Source organism: Cnuella takakiae, from assembly GCF_001953305.1.
Taxonomy (GTDB): Bacteria; Bacteroidota; Bacteroidia; order Chitinophagales; family Chitinophagaceae; genus Flavisolibacter; species Flavisolibacter takakiae.
Genome location: NZ_MTFE01000010.1, coordinates 483573 through 500505 on the forward strand (window position 1 = coordinate 483573; position 16933 = coordinate 500505).

The 16933-nt window shown below is 52.8% G+C and carries 17 protein-coding genes; 10 read left to right on the top strand and 7 right to left on the bottom strand.

What is annotated here, in order from left to right; translation table 11 throughout:
- Window positions 1-37 precede the first annotated feature (37 nt).
- From BUE76_RS02480 to BUE76_RS02495, 4 genes are all read left to right on the top strand, one after another.
- On the top strand, window positions 38-814 hold the full coding sequence (locus BUE76_RS02480; protein WP_073046617.1) for a glycoside hydrolase family 25 protein: 777 nt from the start codon (window positions 38-40) through the stop codon (window positions 812-814).
- Between the two features lie 177 nt (window positions 815-991).
- Entirely contained in the window at window positions 992-1225 is a 234-nt protein-coding gene (locus BUE76_RS02485; RefSeq protein WP_073046614.1) for a hypothetical protein, read from the top strand.
- A gap of 230 nt (window positions 1226-1455) precedes the next feature.
- Window positions 1456-2388: a M48 family metallopeptidase gene (locus BUE76_RS02490; RefSeq protein WP_073046611.1), complete on the top strand. Its 933-nt coding sequence runs from the start codon at window positions 1456-1458 to the stop codon at window positions 2386-2388.
- 152 nt (window positions 2389-2540) lie between these two features.
- Window positions 2541-3893, top strand: coding sequence for a glycosyltransferase (locus tag BUE76_RS02495; RefSeq protein ID WP_073046608.1), 1353 nt, complete (start codon window positions 2541-2543; stop codon window positions 3891-3893).
- A gap of 249 nt (window positions 3894-4142) precedes the next feature.
- Here BUE76_RS02495 and BUE76_RS02500 read toward each other — a convergent pair whose 3' ends face one another.
- Entirely contained in the window at window positions 4143-5018 is an 876-nt protein-coding gene (locus tag BUE76_RS02500) for a hypothetical protein (RefSeq protein WP_073046605.1), read from the bottom strand.
- 3 nt (window positions 5019-5021) lie between these two features.
- On the bottom strand, window positions 5022-5795 hold the full coding sequence (locus BUE76_RS02505; RefSeq protein WP_073046602.1) for a DUF4422 domain-containing protein: 774 nt from the start codon (window positions 5793-5795) through the stop codon (window positions 5022-5024).
- Window positions 5796-5879: 84 nt separating this feature from the next.
- Here BUE76_RS02505 and BUE76_RS02510 point away from each other — a divergent pair, with 84 nt between their 5' ends.
- Together BUE76_RS02510 and BUE76_RS02515 are read left to right on the top strand one after the other, a co-directional pair.
- Window positions 5880-6659 (top strand): glycosyltransferase family 2 protein, encoded by a 780-nt coding sequence (locus tag BUE76_RS02510; RefSeq protein ID WP_073046599.1) that lies wholly within the window; start codon window positions 5880-5882, stop codon window positions 6657-6659.
- Window positions 6660-7025: 366 nt separating this feature from the next.
- Complete coding sequence (locus BUE76_RS02515) at window positions 7026-7253, top strand: hypothetical protein (protein WP_073046596.1); 228 nt, start codon at window positions 7026-7028, stop codon at window positions 7251-7253.
- Between the two features lie 13 nt (window positions 7254-7266).
- Here BUE76_RS02515 and BUE76_RS02520 read toward each other — a convergent pair whose 3' ends face one another.
- The gene (locus BUE76_RS02520; RefSeq protein WP_073046593.1) at window positions 7267-8190 is read right to left on the bottom strand and encodes a glycosyltransferase; all 924 of its coding nucleotides are present in this window, start codon (window positions 8188-8190) and stop codon (window positions 7267-7269) included.
- Between the two features lie 143 nt (window positions 8191-8333).
- Here BUE76_RS02520 and BUE76_RS02525 point away from each other — a divergent pair, with 143 nt between their 5' ends.
- Window positions 8334-9269 (top strand): glycosyltransferase family 2 protein, encoded by a 936-nt coding sequence (locus BUE76_RS02525; protein ID WP_073046590.1) that lies wholly within the window; start codon window positions 8334-8336, stop codon window positions 9267-9269.
- Between the two features lie 310 nt (window positions 9270-9579).
- Here the strand turns inward: BUE76_RS02525 and BUE76_RS02530 are convergent, their stop codons facing one another.
- On the bottom strand, window positions 9580-10383 hold the full coding sequence (locus BUE76_RS02530) for a glycosyltransferase family 2 protein (protein ID WP_073046587.1): 804 nt from the start codon (window positions 10381-10383) through the stop codon (window positions 9580-9582).
- On the bottom strand, window positions 10380-11288 hold the full coding sequence (gene meaB, locus BUE76_RS02535; protein ID WP_073046586.1) for a methylmalonyl Co-A mutase-associated GTPase MeaB: 909 nt from the start codon (window positions 11286-11288) through the stop codon (window positions 10380-10382). The genes BUE76_RS02530 and meaB overlap by 4 nt, the downstream gene beginning before the upstream one ends.
- Before the next feature lie 126 nt (window positions 11289-11414).
- Between meaB and glf the strand changes: the two genes are divergently transcribed.
- From glf to BUE76_RS02550, 3 genes are all read left to right on the top strand, one after another.
- On the top strand, window positions 11415-12536 hold the full coding sequence (glf, locus tag BUE76_RS02540; RefSeq protein ID WP_073046583.1) for a UDP-galactopyranose mutase: 1122 nt from the start codon (window positions 11415-11417) through the stop codon (window positions 12534-12536).
- A 2-nt stretch (window positions 12537-12538) separates the two neighbouring features.
- On the top strand, window positions 12539-13456 hold the full coding sequence (locus BUE76_RS02545; protein WP_073046580.1) for a glycosyltransferase family 2 protein: 918 nt from the start codon (window positions 12539-12541) through the stop codon (window positions 13454-13456).
- Window positions 13457-13562: 106 nt separating this feature from the next.
- A complete protein-coding gene (locus tag BUE76_RS02550; RefSeq protein ID WP_073046577.1) occupies window positions 13563-14201 on the top strand; it encodes an LON peptidase substrate-binding domain-containing protein in 639 nt (212 codons plus the stop codon).
- Window positions 14202-14399: 198 nt separating this feature from the next.
- Here the strand turns inward: BUE76_RS02550 and BUE76_RS02555 are convergent, their stop codons facing one another.
- Together BUE76_RS02555 and BUE76_RS02560 are read right to left on the bottom strand one after the other, a co-directional pair.
- Window positions 14400-16154 (bottom strand): M3 family oligoendopeptidase, encoded by a 1755-nt coding sequence (locus BUE76_RS02555; protein WP_073046574.1) that lies wholly within the window; start codon window positions 16152-16154, stop codon window positions 14400-14402.
- Between the two features lie 167 nt (window positions 16155-16321).
- Window positions 16322-16846 (bottom strand): DUF5606 family protein, encoded by a 525-nt coding sequence (locus BUE76_RS02560; RefSeq protein WP_073046571.1) that lies wholly within the window; start codon window positions 16844-16846, stop codon window positions 16322-16324.
- Window positions 16847-16933: the final 87 nt, after the last annotated feature.

Sequence of the window (16933 nt, forward strand, 5' to 3'; positions counted from 1 at the left end):
CACTTTGAACTTTTAACTCCCCCGACTGCCCTGCTCCATGCCTCCCAAAAAGCGCAAACAATCCCGTGTCGTTCCCCTCTTTGCCGGGTTCATGGCCCTGCTGGCGCTTGGCGTGCTTGCCTGGATCTTTTTTAAATGGCGCAGCACCCGCGACCTCGAGTTTGTACGCTACGAAAAGTTTGGCATTGCCCTGCCCGCCAACTATTCCATTCATGGCATTGATGTATCGCGCTACCAGCAACGCATCAACTGGGAGGCGGTAAGCGGGATGCAGGTGGAGGACATCAAGCTTTCCTTTGCCGTGATCAAGGCTACCGAAGGAGCTACCCGCGTGGACCCCAGCTTTAAACGCAACTGGCAGAAGAGCCGCGAAGCCGGCCTGGTGCGGGGCGCCTATCATTTCTTTATTGCTACCCGCGATGGCGAAAAGCAGGCCCGCAACTTCCTCAAACAGGTAAAGCTGGAAAGCGGCGACCTGCCGCCGGTGCTGGACATCGAAACCACCAACGGCGTGGTGGCGCCCCAGCTGCGCAAAGAGGTAAAGGCCTTCTTGGAAACACTGGAAGCTGAGACCGGCGTAAAGCCCATCATTTATACCAATGTAGATTTTTACAAACGCTACCTCAAGGATCACTTCGACGACTACCCCCTTTGGGTGGCCCACTACTTGGAGGCGCACCAGCCCCGCATCACCCGCAACTGGGTGTTGTGGCAGCACAGCGAAAAGGGCAGGGTAAACGGCATTCGCTCCAAAGTAGATTTCAATGTATTCAATGGCGACTCGGTGGAGTTCCGTGAGTTATTGGTACCTTAAATAAAGGAACCAAAGGGTCGGACATCACAAAGCAATAGGACAGGAAAAAAGCCGTTCCTGCAAAGGCGAGCCGGCATTTGGGGCAGCAACTTATCCGGGTATTGTTTGTTTTTCCTTTTTTACTTTACTCCGCACCCCCGTTCAACTGCCTGTATCTATCAGTTAAAAACCTGTGTTATGGATCCTGAGGTTAAAAAATACTTTGTAAAGATTCTCAACTCATTTGGCATGGGCCTGATGTGGATGTTTTTTATCGTTACTGCCGGTTTTTACTTCAAGCTGGCCCTGTTTGGCAAATCCTTCCAGTGGTACAATGGGGTGTTCTATGTACTGGCTTTACTCACCTTTGCCCTGCTGATAAGGTATTATGTGCGGCTTTGGAGTAAGGATTTCTTTGCGGTGGAGTCCTAGGGTTTTGAACCACAGAGACAGGGAGCACAGGGAGGTACACTGGTTTTTAAATGTGGCCTTACCGAATCCTTGCACTCCTCTTTTTCCTGTAATATCTTTTTTGTTCAATAAAGTGGTTCCGCACCAAACGGTACTGGCAACCTGCAACTGGCAACTGTTTTCCGTCCTCCCTGCCTCCGTGGTTCAATCGCCTTTTTGCCCTTTGGCTGCAACTTTGCACATTTACCCCCATGAACCGTATTTGCCTCCTGTTGTGCGCTGTCCTGCTTTTTTCCTGCCAGCAAATCGAGCAATATTTCCCCAAATCAGGCGATGCCGACAAACCGGTAGTGGACAAAAAGAACTACTCTTTTGCCTGCCTCGACAGCGCTGTTGGCGGCAACCGCATTGGCCGCACGCTGGGCAAGGCCGGCGATGTGATCCGCGATATTGCGGTAAGCGAGAAGCGCATTACCGATGAAGTGCAGAGTGAGTACGGTGCCGCTTTCCACAAACAGATGGTGGAGCAGGAGAAAGCCTTCAAGCTGCTCAAAGACCCGCGCCTGCAGGGACAATTGGATGCTGCCCTCGCCGACCTGCTGAAGGTGCGGCCTGCGCCTTCCAACATACAATACTTCATTTACCCGCTCGATGATACGGCCATCAACGCCTTCACCTTCGGCGGCCGCATTTATGTAACCAAGGCCATGCTGCGGAAAACCGGGGGCAGCAAGTCCCTGCTTTATGCCATTATCGGTCACGAAATAGGCCATTCGGAAGAAGGACATATCCGCAAAACCATCCAGGAGCTGCAGCTGACCACCAATATTTTTGGCGAAGCCAATGCCGGTACGGTACTGCAAATCACCAAGCTGCTCACTGCCTCCTTCAACCAGCGCAACGAACTGGAAGCCGATTACTACGGCGTGGAGCTGACCCACCGGCTGGGCCAGGAGCTTTGTTCAACGGTAGCTTTCTGGAAAGAAATGGCCAGCAACGAGAATCGCTACAGCCAGGTGGAGGACTTTTTTCGTACCCACCCCTTTTCTGGTTTGCGGGCCCAATGCTTGCAAAGTCATATCCAGGCCAACTTCAACACCCGCTGTGATGGATTGAACCAGAACGAAACGCACCCCGAGCTGATGACGGCACCACCCGAAACCTCGGGAGCAGCATCCCGTTAAAGCTTGCGCCTTTAGCACTGTATTTATGCGAAAGGCCATTCAACTCATGATCATTTTTTGCCATACCATCGCCGCAAACCACCATTCATCCCTCCACTCCTTTTATTTGTAGTACGTACACATTAGTCTTGCAGTTCCAAAACTCATTGTTTATGTACTCATTCACCCTTAACCCTACACTTTTTGCGGGCACCCGCATTTTGTTTGCCTCGCTGGCCGCCGATGGCCATTTCAATCCACTTACCGGGCTGGCGCTTCACCTCAAAGAGCTGGGCTATGAAATAGGCTGGTATGTGGGTAGCGCCTTCGAAGCCAAAGTGCGCGACATGGATATCCGCTATTTCCCGCAAAAACATGCGTTGGATGTTACCGCCGACAACCTCAACGAGTATTTCCCCCAGCGGCAACACACAAAGAGCGGGGTGCCGCGCCTCTGCTTCGACCTGGAGCATTTCTTTATCCGCCGCATGCCCGGCTTTTATGCCGATGTGCAGGAAATCCACCAGCAGTTTCCCTTCGACCTGGTGATTGCCGATATGAGCTTTACCGCCATACCCCTGATCAAGGAAAAGATGAAGATCCCGGTGATCTCCATCGGTATCATTCCCATTGCCGAAACCTCCCGCGACCTGGCGCCCATGGGCCTGGGTATGACACCCAGCAACTCTTGGGCAGGCAGGCTAAAGCAAAACTTCCTGCGCTGGTTTGCCGACAAGGTGCTGCTGCGCAAACCCATGAAAGTGCTGGACGAACTGCTGGGCGCCGAAGGGCTGCAGCGCGATGGCAACCTCTTCGATACCCTGTACCGCAAAAGCACCCTGATCCTCCAAAGCGGCACACCGGGTTTCGAGTACCAGCGCAGCGACCTCAATCCCAAGGTGCGATTCATCGGGCCCCTGCTGCCCGCACCTTCGCGCAAGGCGCGCAAACCCTGGACCGATGCCCGCCTGCACCAGTACCGCAAAGTGATCCTCTGCACCCAAGGCACTGCCGAAGCCGATGTGGAGAAACTGATCGTGCCCACGCTGGAAGCCTTCAAAGACACCGACCACCTGGTGGTGGTAACCACCGCAGGCAACCAAACCGAGGAACTGCGCAGGCGTTACCCGCAAACAAATGTGATCATCGAAGACTTTATTCCTTTTGCCGACATCATGCCGCACTGCGATGTGTATGTAACCAACGGCGGTTATGGCGGTACCCTGCTGGGCATACAGCACAAGCTGCCGCTGGTGGTAGCCGGTGTTAATGAAGGCAAAAACGAGATCTGTGCCCGCGTAGGTTATTTCAAACTGGGTGTAAACCTGAAAACTGAAACACCCATACCCGCACAGGTGCGTGCCGCCGTGCTGCATGTACTCAACGACCGGAGCTACAAAAAGAATGTATCAAAGCTGGCAACAGAGTTTGCACAATACAACCCGCAGCAACTCTGCGCCCAGTATGTAGAGCAACTCTTGGCCCGCACCAAGAGCCAGGCTGCAAGGGCGGCGATTTATGTGTGAGGAGGAAGCGTTGCTGGCTGTTAGCGATTAGCTACTAGCTGCAAGCTGCTGGCTACAAGCTTCAAGCTGCAGGAGGTGAAAGGTTATTGAGCTTCAGAAAATACTTACGGAGCTTAGCGGTCAGTTCTAGTTGATGAAAACTTTTACATAATAAATAAAGCAGCCATGGGGCTGCTTTATTTATGTGTATCATTCAATTTATTTGTTGCACTGCCTCAAATCCCGGCAACTGGCAACCGGCAACCTCCCTCAACTCCCTTTTTCAATAAACACCGTTTCCCTGTTAGGAAACCATTTGTCCACCAGCCGGTGCAGGCGCAAGCCGGTATTTTTTTGAATCACTTTTACGGGCAGGGCGGTAAAGTCAAATTGCGCCATATGCTCCTGCATCGCCTGCATGTCGTAGTGCCGGAAAAAACCAACAGTAAAAAACTGGTTGATGCGTTCATCCCAGGCTGCCTTATTGCTCCAGTAGTGTGCAATAAAAGGAGCGGCAGGTTCTAATCCATAATAACGCTGCAGTGCAACCGAAAGCGAGAACTGCTCTACCAGCCTGCGGGTAACGCCCTGGTCGCATAGCTCGTCGCAAAGCTGGAGGGCGAAGGCGCATTCCGCACCTTTGGTAGTATTGGGCACGGCTACCACCCCTGCATTCCACATGGCGGCATCCTGTGGTAGTGGGAAACCGGCAAAACTTTTTCCCTGCACTTGTTGCCACATCCGCTGCTCGGTTTTGGTGCGGGCTGTTGCCAGCGCTCCTTCGTTTTCATGCATCAGGGCCTGGCCAGCCTGAAGTTTTTGCAAAAGGGTTGTTGTAGGTTGGTATAAAAAAGTGTCGCCATCCAAATAAACGACCGGCTCACCGGCAAATTCGGCGCATAGCTGCTGGATGGCTTTGATCTTTACCCGCCAAAAAAACTGGTGAGGACCTTCCCAATCTTTCAATGTGGCATTGTCGATGGTCAGCACCCGCACTTTGTTTTGAAAATGCTTATAGTATTCAGGTGTATCGGTAATGATATGGATGGAGCGAACGGAGGCCTGTCCTAAAAAGGAATAGATGGAAAAAGCCACCTCCAGGTGAACCGAAAACTTTTTACCAAATGTGAGATATAGAAGATGCATGGGTTATCGCTCCAGTAAAGCTATAGTGGAATAAGCGGCACGCAAACCGTTGTGCCGGAGGTACAGGTTCATCAGTCTTTCGGAAAGATAGCCATAAAGGCGGGGAGCGGCGGTATCGCCCAACTCGTCCCTAAGTGCAAACAGGATGCGGAACAGCCATTCCAGGTAGCCGTCCCATACGGGCCAGCGGGCCACCATCATATTGTAATAGGAAAGCCGGTTTTCCTGTTCAAATGCTTTGATGCTGGCATCGTATTCCGGGAAGAGCTGCCGGATTAAATCCATGGTGCGGTCCCAATCCCGCTGATTGTGTTGCAGGGCATAAGCTGCTGCAATGCTGTATGTTTTGCCGCCTTTCTTATGCGCCCAGGTAGGTTGTTGCACCACCACATCGTGGGTTTGCAGCCGACCCTGTAGCCAGCTATACAATTCGGTGGTTACTACAGCATCCAGGCTTCGCTGGTTCAGGGCATAATACGATCGGCTGCGTGGTAAAAAGAGCAGCTTTTTTTGGGGCAGGGAAAAATAGCGCCGGTAATGACAAAGCCCCCAGGCATCGGCGGCACTGCGGTCCGCGTTTTTCCAGATCCAGTACAGGGCAGTGAGTTCGCTCCAATAAGGATTGAGTCCGGAGATATGATCGCCTGTTGCATCGGTAAGCATGCCCAGTCCCATTTGCGCCCCGGCAGCACCCACTTGTATAGGCACCACATAGGGTGCCTGCGGCATGGGTGCCGGTTTGTGAAATACGCTGTAAAGGAGCAATCGTTGCGACATGCCTGCTGTTTTCGTTGGGTTGCAAACATAGGCCAATCCAAAAATCTTGTACTTACATAGGGAAGGCGGGCTTACTTTTATGGCATGGCGCAACCCATTTCTGTTGTCATCATCAGCCTCAATGCGGCGGCTACCATCCAAAAAACCATCCGGTCGGCACAACTGCTTACCGGTGATGTGGTGGTGGTAGACAGCGGCAGCACCGACGGCACCCTGGAGCTGGTGCGCGGGGCAGGTGGCCGCCTGGTGGAAATGGGCTGGCAGGGTTATGGCACCAACAAAAACAGGGGCAACAGCGAAGCCCGCCACGACTGGATCCTGAGCCTCGACTCCGACGAAGAGCTGAGCCCCGAGCTGGTGACTGCGATCAATCAACTGGACCTTTCCAATTCAAATACCGTTTACCGCCTCAAGCGGCTGAACTACCTCAATGGGCAGCCTGTATTTTACGGCGAATGGAGCAACGACTGGACCACCCGCTTGTTTAACCGAAACGCCGTTCGCTGGGATGAAACGCCGGTACACGAAAACCTGCTGCTGCCACCCGGTGTTGTGGTTCAAAAAGTAAAGGGCTGGCTGCATCATTATACTGCGCCCAACATCGAAGTGTACCAGCAAAAACTGGATAAATACGCCGACCTGGCAGCCCTCAAATACCGCGAAAGCGGCAAGCATGCTGCTGCATATAAAATGTACCTGTCGCCGGTGTTTGCCTTTGTAAAACACTACCTGGTGCGGGGCGGCTGGCGCGATAAAAAAGCGGGCTGGCAAATTGCCATCGCTCATGCGGGTTATACCTTTCGCAAATACAAACAACTGCGGCTGCTGGAGCAGGGTAAAGGCCTGCAGGCTGCGAAACCCTAAGGCCTGATATGGAGCCAAACTATAAAGGAGCCTCTGGGCTCCAATCCTAATAGTCGCCGGTGCAACCGGCGGAGGGGCGGAAGCTATAGGTGTTTGATGAGCAACCCCAGAGGGGTTGAATACCGAACTCGTAGTAAGTTCAACCCCGACGGGGTTGATTGCTCTTTCCCCAACACACCTAACCGCCGGTTGCACCGGCGGCTATTGAAGTTTAAGCCCAAGGGCTTCGGATACCGCCCAGCCTTTACATATGCATTCGAGCTGACTTCCTTTTTTGCAGCACAATCCTCCAACTTAGCCGCTCCCTATTTGTTTCTTTAACGATTTGGCGAAAGCCGATCCTTTACTTTTGCAAAAAGCTTTGTGATGAAGAAAGTCCTGATGCTGCTGGCCCTGGTACTGGTGATAGGGTTCGCCGCCGATGCGCAATGCTCTATTTGTACCAGAACGGCTGCCCAGCTCGGCGAAACGCCCGCCCGTGGTCTGAACACGGGTATTTTGTACCTGGCCTTTGCGCCCCTGGCCATCGTAGGCGTTATTGCCTGGCGCTGGTTCAAAAGCAAAGATGAACTGGAAACAGGAACTGTTTCCTAAACCTTCTGTTACATCAACCTTTTACAAAAGCATAGCGCAGGCTGCGCTTCAGCTGGGAAAATATCGCCAGCTTTCTTTTTTTACTGGCATAGATATGCGAGCGGTAACGCAGCAGGAAAGCCAGTAGCGCAGGCCCGCTTTTCCCCTCCATCGATTGCTGCCAGAGTTGCCGCAGGCGCTCAAAAAACTTCCGGTCTTCCTCTTTTATATTGGGTGTATCAACAAACCGCGACAGGTTGTGCAGGATCATTTTGCGGTCCCGCGCATAGGCTGCAGCCTTCGTTACATTCAGGGGCAGGCTGGCGTTGTGCTGGTGCTGGCGCTGGTACACCAGTATTTCCGGAAAATAAGTAACCCCGCCATTGCAGGTTGCCACCAGGGCAAGCCACCAATCGTAATAAATATCCTTGTCGAAAGGCAGTGCCAGCGAAAGCAGGCTGCGGCGCAGGATCAACGCATGTCCGCAAACGGTATTGTAAATAGCCAGTGGGCGCGGGTCGGTACCCCACACCCGGTTCATGAGGTGGCCGGGCCTGGGCTTTTTGGGCACTTCGCCCCAAAAACGGATGGAGTCGCAATAAATAAGCGGGCTACCCTCAGGCCATGCCTGCAACATGCGTTCAATCTTTTGGGGGTGCCAGATATCGTCCTGGTCAGCAATCGCCAGCACCTCGCCGGTGGCCAGGGTGAGGGCCCGCTCAAAATTTTTATTGTAACCCAATTGCTGCTGGTTGCGGAAAAGGCGGATGCAGGCATGCTGTTGTGCAAATGCTTCCAGTATGGAAAAAGTAGCGTCGGTGGAGGCGTCATCTACCACCACCAACTCGTAAATGGGCCAGCTTTGCCGCAGAATGGAAAGGAGCTGCTCTGCCAGATAAGTGGCGCCATTATAAGTACACATTACTACAGATACTTGCAGGTGGGTGGATACTGGCATTGGGTTCAATAGGTTAATAGAAAGGCTGGTTGTGCTTATTTGTCTTAGTTTTTGTTACTTGCGGCCACCGGCGTACCCTGTGTGGCTCATTTGTGAACAGCCCTGATGGCCAAAGGTAATCAAGAACCCCTCAAACAGCTGTGATGCACCCCCCTGTTACGCCTCCCCTGATCTCCGTGGTATTGGCCACCTACAACGGGGAGCGCTTCCTGGCCACACAGCTTGACGCCATCTTTGCCCAAACCTATTCCAATATCGAGGTAATTGCAAGCGACGATGCCAGCACCGATGGTACCTGGGCGCTGCTGCAACAATATGCCGCGCGGCATCCCAATATGCAGGTAACGCGCAACGAGCAGAACCTGGGATATATCCAAAACTTTGACCAAGCCTGCCGCAAGGCTTCCGGGTATTTTATCGCCCTCTGCGACCAGGATGATTATTGGCTCCCGCAAAAACTGGAGCACCTGCAGGCAGCTATAGGCAACCACGCCCTGGTGCATGCCGATTCGGCTATTTGCAACGCGGCGCTGGAATCAACCGGTGTTCGTACTTCGCAGCGGGGCCATTACCAGCCGCTGTACTCCTGCCTGCAGCAGGCGGTGGTGTGCCGCATCTACGGCCATGCCACCCTTTTCAGGAGCGAGTTGCTGGACAAAGCCCTGCCTTTTCCCGGCATGCTGCCCCACGACTGGTGGATTTGTTTTCACGCCACGCTACATGGGGGCATTGCCTACCTGCCCGAGGTGCTGGTGCATTACCGGCAGCATGCGCATAATGCTGTTGGCGCTGTTGGCGAAAATAGTAGGGCCAACCGAAAGAGAATAGCCAAAGCAGAACAGGCTGCAAAAGCCCGCCAACGGATGGCAGCTTTTTACCAAGCCTGTCCAGAGTCACTGCCTTTTGAGAAAAAGGTACTTGGGCGGCTGGCAGCCAGCTACCAGGATTTCCGCTTTGCCAGCAACTGGAAAAGAATGACCCTTTTTTCCCGGTACCAGGGATTGTTGCTGGCGGTAAAAAAACGAACCCGGCTTAGAAACTGGCTGTTTTGCCTGAAGATGTTTGGGAAGGTGCAGTAAGGAGGAGATATTGAAATATTGAGGTATTGGGATATCGAAGTATGGAGGCTTGGGCAGAAGCTATAAAAAAAGAGTTTTATTTAACGCAAAAGTCGCGGAGGAGCAGAGGGCGCAAAGGAATGCAAATGGAGTGGACAATTTGCTATTGAAGCCTGAATGCGTACTGCCCATTACAGCTTGTACCTATTTCCTTAGGCCACGGTTTCAACCGTGGGTTAAAAGAACAAGAGGGTGATACAATAAACCGTTTCAACGGTTTAAAACCTTGCCTCCTTTGGCACATTATCACATTAGCTAATTAGCCCATTACCTACAGGTATTGGTTGATGCCCGCCGGCACAAAGGTTTTTTGCTGTACCAGGGTTTCTTTTACGATCTGGCGGTTGCGGCATTCCTGGTCGCGGCTGAGCAGGGGATGGAAGAGGTGGTAGGTGATACCGCCCATTTTCAAAAACTTTTTATTGAGCCCGATATTAATCAGCCGGACGGCTAGTTCACTGTCCTCCAAACCCCAGCTGGTAAAGGCTTCATTGTAGCCGTTTACCTGTAGCATATCCTTGCGCCAGTAGGCCATATTGCAGCCTTTGATATAGTACAGGTTGCGGCCGCTGGTTTTGTAGCGTTTGGCCAAAAAATCGCGGAGGGCGCCATTGCGGAGTTTATTCCAGAAGTTCTTGCTGCCCTGGTGATGGCCGTTTACATCAATAGACTGGTGGGTGAGCAGGGACTGGGTTGTTGCATTGTTCAGCAGCACACGGCTGCCGGTAATGAAATAACCAGGCTCCCGCAGTTGGAGGTGGTCTTCAATAAAACGGGGATGCAGGATCAGGTCGCCGTCAACCTGGATGATGTAGGGATGAGTGGCCCTTGCGATGGCCCTGTTGCGGATGCGGGCCAGCCGGAAACCTTCATCGGGCTGCCACACATGCACCAGCGGTATGGGGCTGTATTCGTTGAAGGCATCAATCAGCATCCGGGTTTCGGGGCCTGAGCCGTCATCGGCAATAAGGATTTCGGAAGGCAGTACCGTTTGTTGCAGCACGCTCAACAGGCACAGGTGCAATGCCTGTGGCCAGTTGTAAGTAGTAATGAGCAGGCTGCAGTTGCTGTTCATGCAGTTAAGGATTGAGCAAAACGATACAGGTTAAAGTCGGGCTTGGCAACTGCTTTTTTTAATTGCGCCAAAACGGTTTCGCGGGGCAAGTTACGCATCCGGGCCTGCTGTACCAAGTGCCAGGCTTTTTCTGCAAGCAGCCACAGGTGCCGCTCCGAGCCGTTATCTGCCTCGGCGGTGTGCTGCAATACTTTTACCAGCTCGGGCAGTCCCTCGCCGGTGGCAGCCACCGTTTTAAGAATAGGCAGCTGCCGTTGGTGCCGTTGAAAAGCAGGTGCCAGCATCTGCTGCAGGTGGCGCACAAAGCGGTCGGCACCGGGCCGGTCGGCCTTGTTGACCACAAAAACATCGGCAATCTCCATCAGGCCCGCCTTCATGGTTTGCACCTCGTCGCCCGCTTCGGGCACCAGCACCACGGCGGTAGTGTCGGCAAGACCGGCAATCTCCACCTCGCTCTGCCCTACACCTACGGTTTCCACCAGTATATAGTCAAACCCAGCGCTTTTTACCAACTCGCTGATTTCTATGATCTTGGGATGCAGTCCGCCCATGGCGCCACGGGTAGCCAGCGAACGGATGAACACCTTAGGGTGGGTATACCATTCGCTCATCCGGATGCGGTCGCCCAGTACGGCGCCCAGGTTAAAAGGCGAGGAGGGGTCCACGCAGAGCACCGCCACCTTGCTACCTTCCCCTAACAAATAGCGGATTATTCCATCAGTAAGGGTACTTTTACCCGCACCGGGAGGGCCGGTGATGCCAATGATTTTCACCCCGCTGCGGCGGGTAAGGGCAGCCAGCAGGTCCTCGTAGCCGGGAAAACCGTTTTCCACCAGGGTAATAGCCCTGGCCAAACTGCGGAAATCGCCCTGCTCAATTTGGGGTAAAAGGGAGATGGGTAACATGGTTCAAATGGCAAAGAGTGCTGGTATGCGAATTGATAAGCTTACCGGCGCGCCGGCCTCCGGCGAAATTAAGGGAGCAGGGCTTCCCGCTCACATAATATTAGATCACCTTACATAACAAACCTGATGGCTGAATTTGATTATCTGATTGTTGGCGCGGGCCTCTTTGGCGCCACTTTCGCACACCTGGCCCGTAAAGCAGGTAAAAAATGCCTGGTCATCGACCGGCGCAACCATATTGGCGGCAATACTTTCTGCGAAAACCAGGGCGGCATCAACGTACACGTGTACGGCGCCCATATTTTCCATACCAACGACAAGCCCATCTGGGATTTTGTCAACTCCTTTACCGAGTTCAACCGCTACACCAACAGCCCCGTAGCCCTGCACGAAGGCAAGCTCTACAACCTGCCCTTCAATATGAACACCTTTTACCAGCTGTGGGGTGTTACCACCCCGGAGCAGGCGCAAGCCAAAATCGCCGAGCAGATCGCTTCGCTCAACATCACCGAGCCGCAGAACCTGGAAGAGCAGGCCCTGACACTGGTGGGCACCGATATTTACGAAAAGCTGATCAAGGGTTATACAGAGAAGCAGTGGGGCCGCAAGGCTACCGAATTGCCGGCCTTTATCATCAAGCGACTGCCCGTTCGGTTTACCTTCGACAATAACTATTTCAACGACAAGTACCAGGGTATACCTATTGGTGGCTACAACAAGATCACCGAGGGCATGCTGGAAGGCACCGAGGTAAGGCTGGACACGGATTACTTCAGCGACCGCGCCTATTTCGATGGCCTTGCCGACCGCGTGGTGTTTACGGGTCCGCTGGATGAGTTTTACAATTTCCAGTTTGGCGAACTGGAATACCGAAGCCTCCGCTTTGAACACGAAACGCATGAAGTAGAAAACTACCAGGGTAATGCCGTGGTAAACTATACTGAGGCCCATGTTCCGTTTACCCGCATCATCGAGCACAAGCACTTTGAGTTTGGTAAACAACCCCACACCATCATCACCCGCGAGTACCCCGATACCTGGACCAAGGGCAAGGAAGCTTACTATCCCATCAACGATGAGGAAAATACCCGCCGCATGAAGCAGTACCAGGAACTGGCTGCCCAGGAAACAAACGTGCTGTTTGGCGGCCGCCTTGCCGAGTACCGTTATTACGATATGCACCAGGTGATCGGTTCGGCTTTTGTAAAAGCCAAACAGGAATTGGGTGTAGATTTGGTGCAAAGCTGAGGATGCATATTTCCGCAATTGTTGTTACTTATAACCGCAAAGCCCTGCTGCAGGAATGCATCGGGGCTTTGTTGTGTCAAACCCTTGTTCCAACACAGATCATCGTGGTGGACAATAGTTCTACCGACGGCACTGCGGAATGGCTGGCGGCGCAGCAAGGGCTGGAGGTCATTACCCAGCCCAACCAGGGCGCGGCCGGCGGCGTGAGCAGCGGCATCCGCAAAGCACATGCATCCGGCGCCGATTGGGTATGGATCATGGACGACGATACCATTCCGCAGCCCGATGCACTGGCAAAACTGGTACAGGCCATTGCGGCCACCCGCAGTGCCGGCGACCCGTTTGGTTATTTTGTGAGTAAAGCACTTTGGAACGATGGCAGCCCCCACCTCATGAACCTGCCTTTTGCAGATGCGGGTTTTAAGGGAAAACAATCCCAGGAGTGGTACCGGCAAAATGGCATCCTGCCCATCATCAATGCCACTTTTGTTTCCTTGTTGATATCGCGGGAAGCTTATGAAAAGGCCGGGTTGCCGGTAACCGAGATGTTCATCTGGGCCGACGACCAGGAGTATACCTGGCGGCTGCACCGCGCAGGCTTTGCCGGCGGGCTGGTAGCAAACAGCGTGGTTTGGCACAAAACACCCAGCAACTACCGTAGCGACCTCTTTGTGGACGCTCCCAGCAATATTTGGAAGTACCGCTATGGCCTGCGCAACGAACTGTATATCCGCCGCAACTATAAAAGCTATAGTTCCTTCCTACGCAATGCGGCCAAACGTTTTTTGCTCTACCCCTTTTTGATTGTGGCTAAAAGAAAAGATGCCCGCTGGCCATTCATCCGCGTGGTGTGGCAAAGCACCTGGGATGCGTTGCGCTTCAATCCCAAACCACCGTATTTACAGGATAAGGGTAGGTAATAAAAATGGAGGATATGGGTAAGGTTAACCAGGCGGTTTGGCTTCCTGCTAAACCTGGACTAACCCTTAACTTCACCTTGCACCATATTTGCATGGGCATGCTGTTATGACCAATTTCATCCCGATATTTCCCTTAGGCATAGTGGTTTACCCGGGCGAAAGCCTGAACCTGCACATTTTTGAGCCCCGTTATAAGCAACTGATCACCGAATGTTTTCAGCAAAAGAAGCTCTTTGGCATCCCTTCCGTGATCGACAATAAGCTGCAGGATTTTGGTACCCTTATTTCCATCACAGAAATCAGCAAAGTGTATGAAAACGGGGAGATGGACATCAAAACCAAGGGTGATAAGGTCTTTCGCATTTTGGAAGTAATCAAGGAGGTTCCGGACAAGTTGTACAGCGGCGCCATTGTTACCTACCCGGACAACCAGGAGCGCGGCAACCCGGAAGTAATGCGCCGGCTGGTTGCCAGCATCCGCGAGTTGCACAAGCTGCTCAATGTAGACAAGGAGTTTTCTAAAAAAGACGAAGAGCTGCAGGTGTACGATATCGCCCACCACATCGGTCTTTCGTTGCAGGAAGAATACGAACTGCTCAACCTGATGGATGAGCGTCAGCGGCAGGAGTACCTGAAGCGCCACCTCACCAAGGTCATACCCATGATTGCCGAAATGGAGCTGCTAAAAGAAAAAGTAAAGCTCAACGGGCATTTTAAGAACCTGGGTGGGTTTAACCTGGAGTAGGGATTGGAACCACGGAGACAGTTACGACAGGGAGGAGCACGGGAGGTTGAAACCACGGACCACAGACCACGGACCACTTGTCGTCCGTAGTCTGTTGTCCGTGGTCTGATTTGGTTCTTTTTGATAATGTAGTTTGTTCCGCGCCGCTCTGTCTCCGTGGTTCTAAAAAGAAAAACCGGCACTAAGGCCGGTTCTTTTTTATGCATTACCCACCGGTGTACTTTCCGGCGGACGGGAAATGGCTTCCATTTCCTTTTGAACAAACAACATCAGCTCGCTAATGTGATCGGGGGAGAAGTCGAACTTCAAACCGGCAGCAGCATACAGTTCGGGCAGGGTACGGGTGCCGCCCAGGCTGAGGGCGTTCACATAATTCTGTACTGCCTGCTCCTTGTTTTCCTTGTACTGTTTCCACAAGCCGATGGCGCCCAGCTGTGCAATGCCGTATTCAATGTAATAAAACGGCACTTCGTACAGGTGCAGCTGGCGCTGCCAACTGTAGCGGCGGTAGCCTTCCAGCCCGCTCAGGTCCATGGCGATGGAACTGAACTCGTTGAGGATGCTGCGCCAGGTTTCGGCACGCTCTTCTTCGGTGTGCTGTGGATGTTCGTAAATCCAGTGCTGAAACTTATCGATGGTAGCGATCCAGGGGAAGATGGTGAGTACCCGCTCCAGCTGGTGCTCCTTGGCGCGGCGCAGGTCGTCTTCATTGTCGAAGAAGCTATCCCAGTAATCCATGCTGAACAACTCCATGGTCATGGAAGCCACTTCGGCAATTTCCATGGGGTATTCCTTAAAGGCTGTCAGCGACAAGGGGTGCGCCAGGAAGGAATGGATGGCATGACCACCTTCGTGTACCATGGTGGTTACATCGTGCATTTGTCCGGCAGCATTCATAAAAATGAACGGCGCACCGGTTTCGGGCAGGGGACAGTTGTAACCGCCGGGTGCCTTGCCCATACGGCTGTCGAGGTCGAGGCGGCCCATGGCCTTCATCTTTTCCAGGCATTGCGCAAAGAAGGGATTCATCCTGCGGAAGCAATCGATGGTCTTTTGGGTCAGCTCCTCGCCGGTTTTAAATGGGCGTAGAGGCTGCACACCTGCCGGCTCCGCGTCCACGTCCCAGGGACGCAGGGCTTCGAGGCCCAGCTTCTGGCGCTTGCGGTCGTAAATAAAATCAACCAGCGGCACCACATGGGTCTTTACCGCTTCGTGGAACTGGAAACAGTCTTCCTTGGTATAATCAAACCGGCCCAACTCCACGAACTTGTAGTCGCGGTAGTTTTCAAAGCCTGCATTTTTAGCTACCTGGGTGCGCTTTTCCAGCAGGGTGTTGAACAACTCCGTGAGCTGCTCTTTATCCTGGAGGCGGCGCTCCTGGATTTTGCGGTACACCTGTTCGCGCAGGTTGCGGTCGAGGTTTTCCAAAAACTTGGCGGCCTGTTGCAAGGTATATTCCTTACCATCCACTTCAACGGTCATTTTGCCCGAGATCACGCCAAACTGCTGTGCCTGCACGGCGATTTCCGACTGCAGTGGGATGTTTTCCTCCCGGAACAGCTGGATGCTCTTTTTTACCGAACGCAGGTAGATCTGGTATTCGGGCCCGGTGAGCTGGGCGGTGAAAGGATTGTCCACCAGCTTGCGGTTCAGCTTGTCGAACAGCGGCTGCATGTGCGGCTGGATTTCCATTACAAAATAGGTAAAGGCTTCCTCCAGTTCTTTATTCTCGGTATCGCAGGTCATGCGGATCTGGCGCCAGGCAGCGTCCTCGCCAATTACGGCTTCCAGTTCGCTCATATCCTGCAGCCACTGCTGCATTGCTTCGGGCGAATCCAGTTCGCGGTTCAGCAGGTCTTGGAAATAGGGTTCCAGTGTGGGCCAGTCGGTAACGGTAAAGTCGGTGGGCAAAAACTTGCGGGGAATCTTTTGAATATCGGCTGTATAGGTCATAGATTCTTCTTTTGGGTTTATGGCTATATCAAAGACAGTGCTAGTTAGGGGAAACATGCCACTAAGACACGAAGAACACCTAGGTACAGAAAGAATGCTTTGGGGGACGGCAACAAAAAAGGAGTGATTTACATCACTCCTCAGTATCATGCCACAGCAAAAAGCAATTAAGCTTCTTCGGTATTGTCTTCTTCCGTTTTCTTCTTCCGGGGGGCACGCTTGGCCTTGGGCTTTTCCTCGGCAGGCGTTTCTGCTACCACGGCTACGGGCTCTACTACGTTTTCGGTTTCAATGGCTTCTTCTTCAGCAGCAACAGCCTTGATCTCAACCTTGGCTTCGCCCAGTACTTCAAACCATTTAACCATTTTCTTCATGTCGCTGGCGTACACACGCTCAAAGTCCAGGTCAGGGAATACTTTCTGGAAATAAGCCTTCAGCGCAGCGTTGTCTTTTACGTTGGGCAGGGCTTCACCGCTCGCTTGCATAGCCTGGAATACTTCGGCCAGGTTCACGTTTTCGCGGATGGTATATACTTCAATGCTTTCCAGGTGCGACATGTTGTGCACGCGGGAAGTAACAAATTTGGTGGTGTTATCGGCAAGCGAACGCACCAGGGCGCCGTCATTCTTGCTGCTCAGGATCTCGAACAAACCGGGCAAACCGGTAACGGCTACAATTCTGTTGTATTCCATAGATTCACTTTTCAAGGGGGCAAATATACGGTGGGGCGGGTAAATGGGAGATTTATCCCTTCTGCGCTATACAGACTACCATTGGGG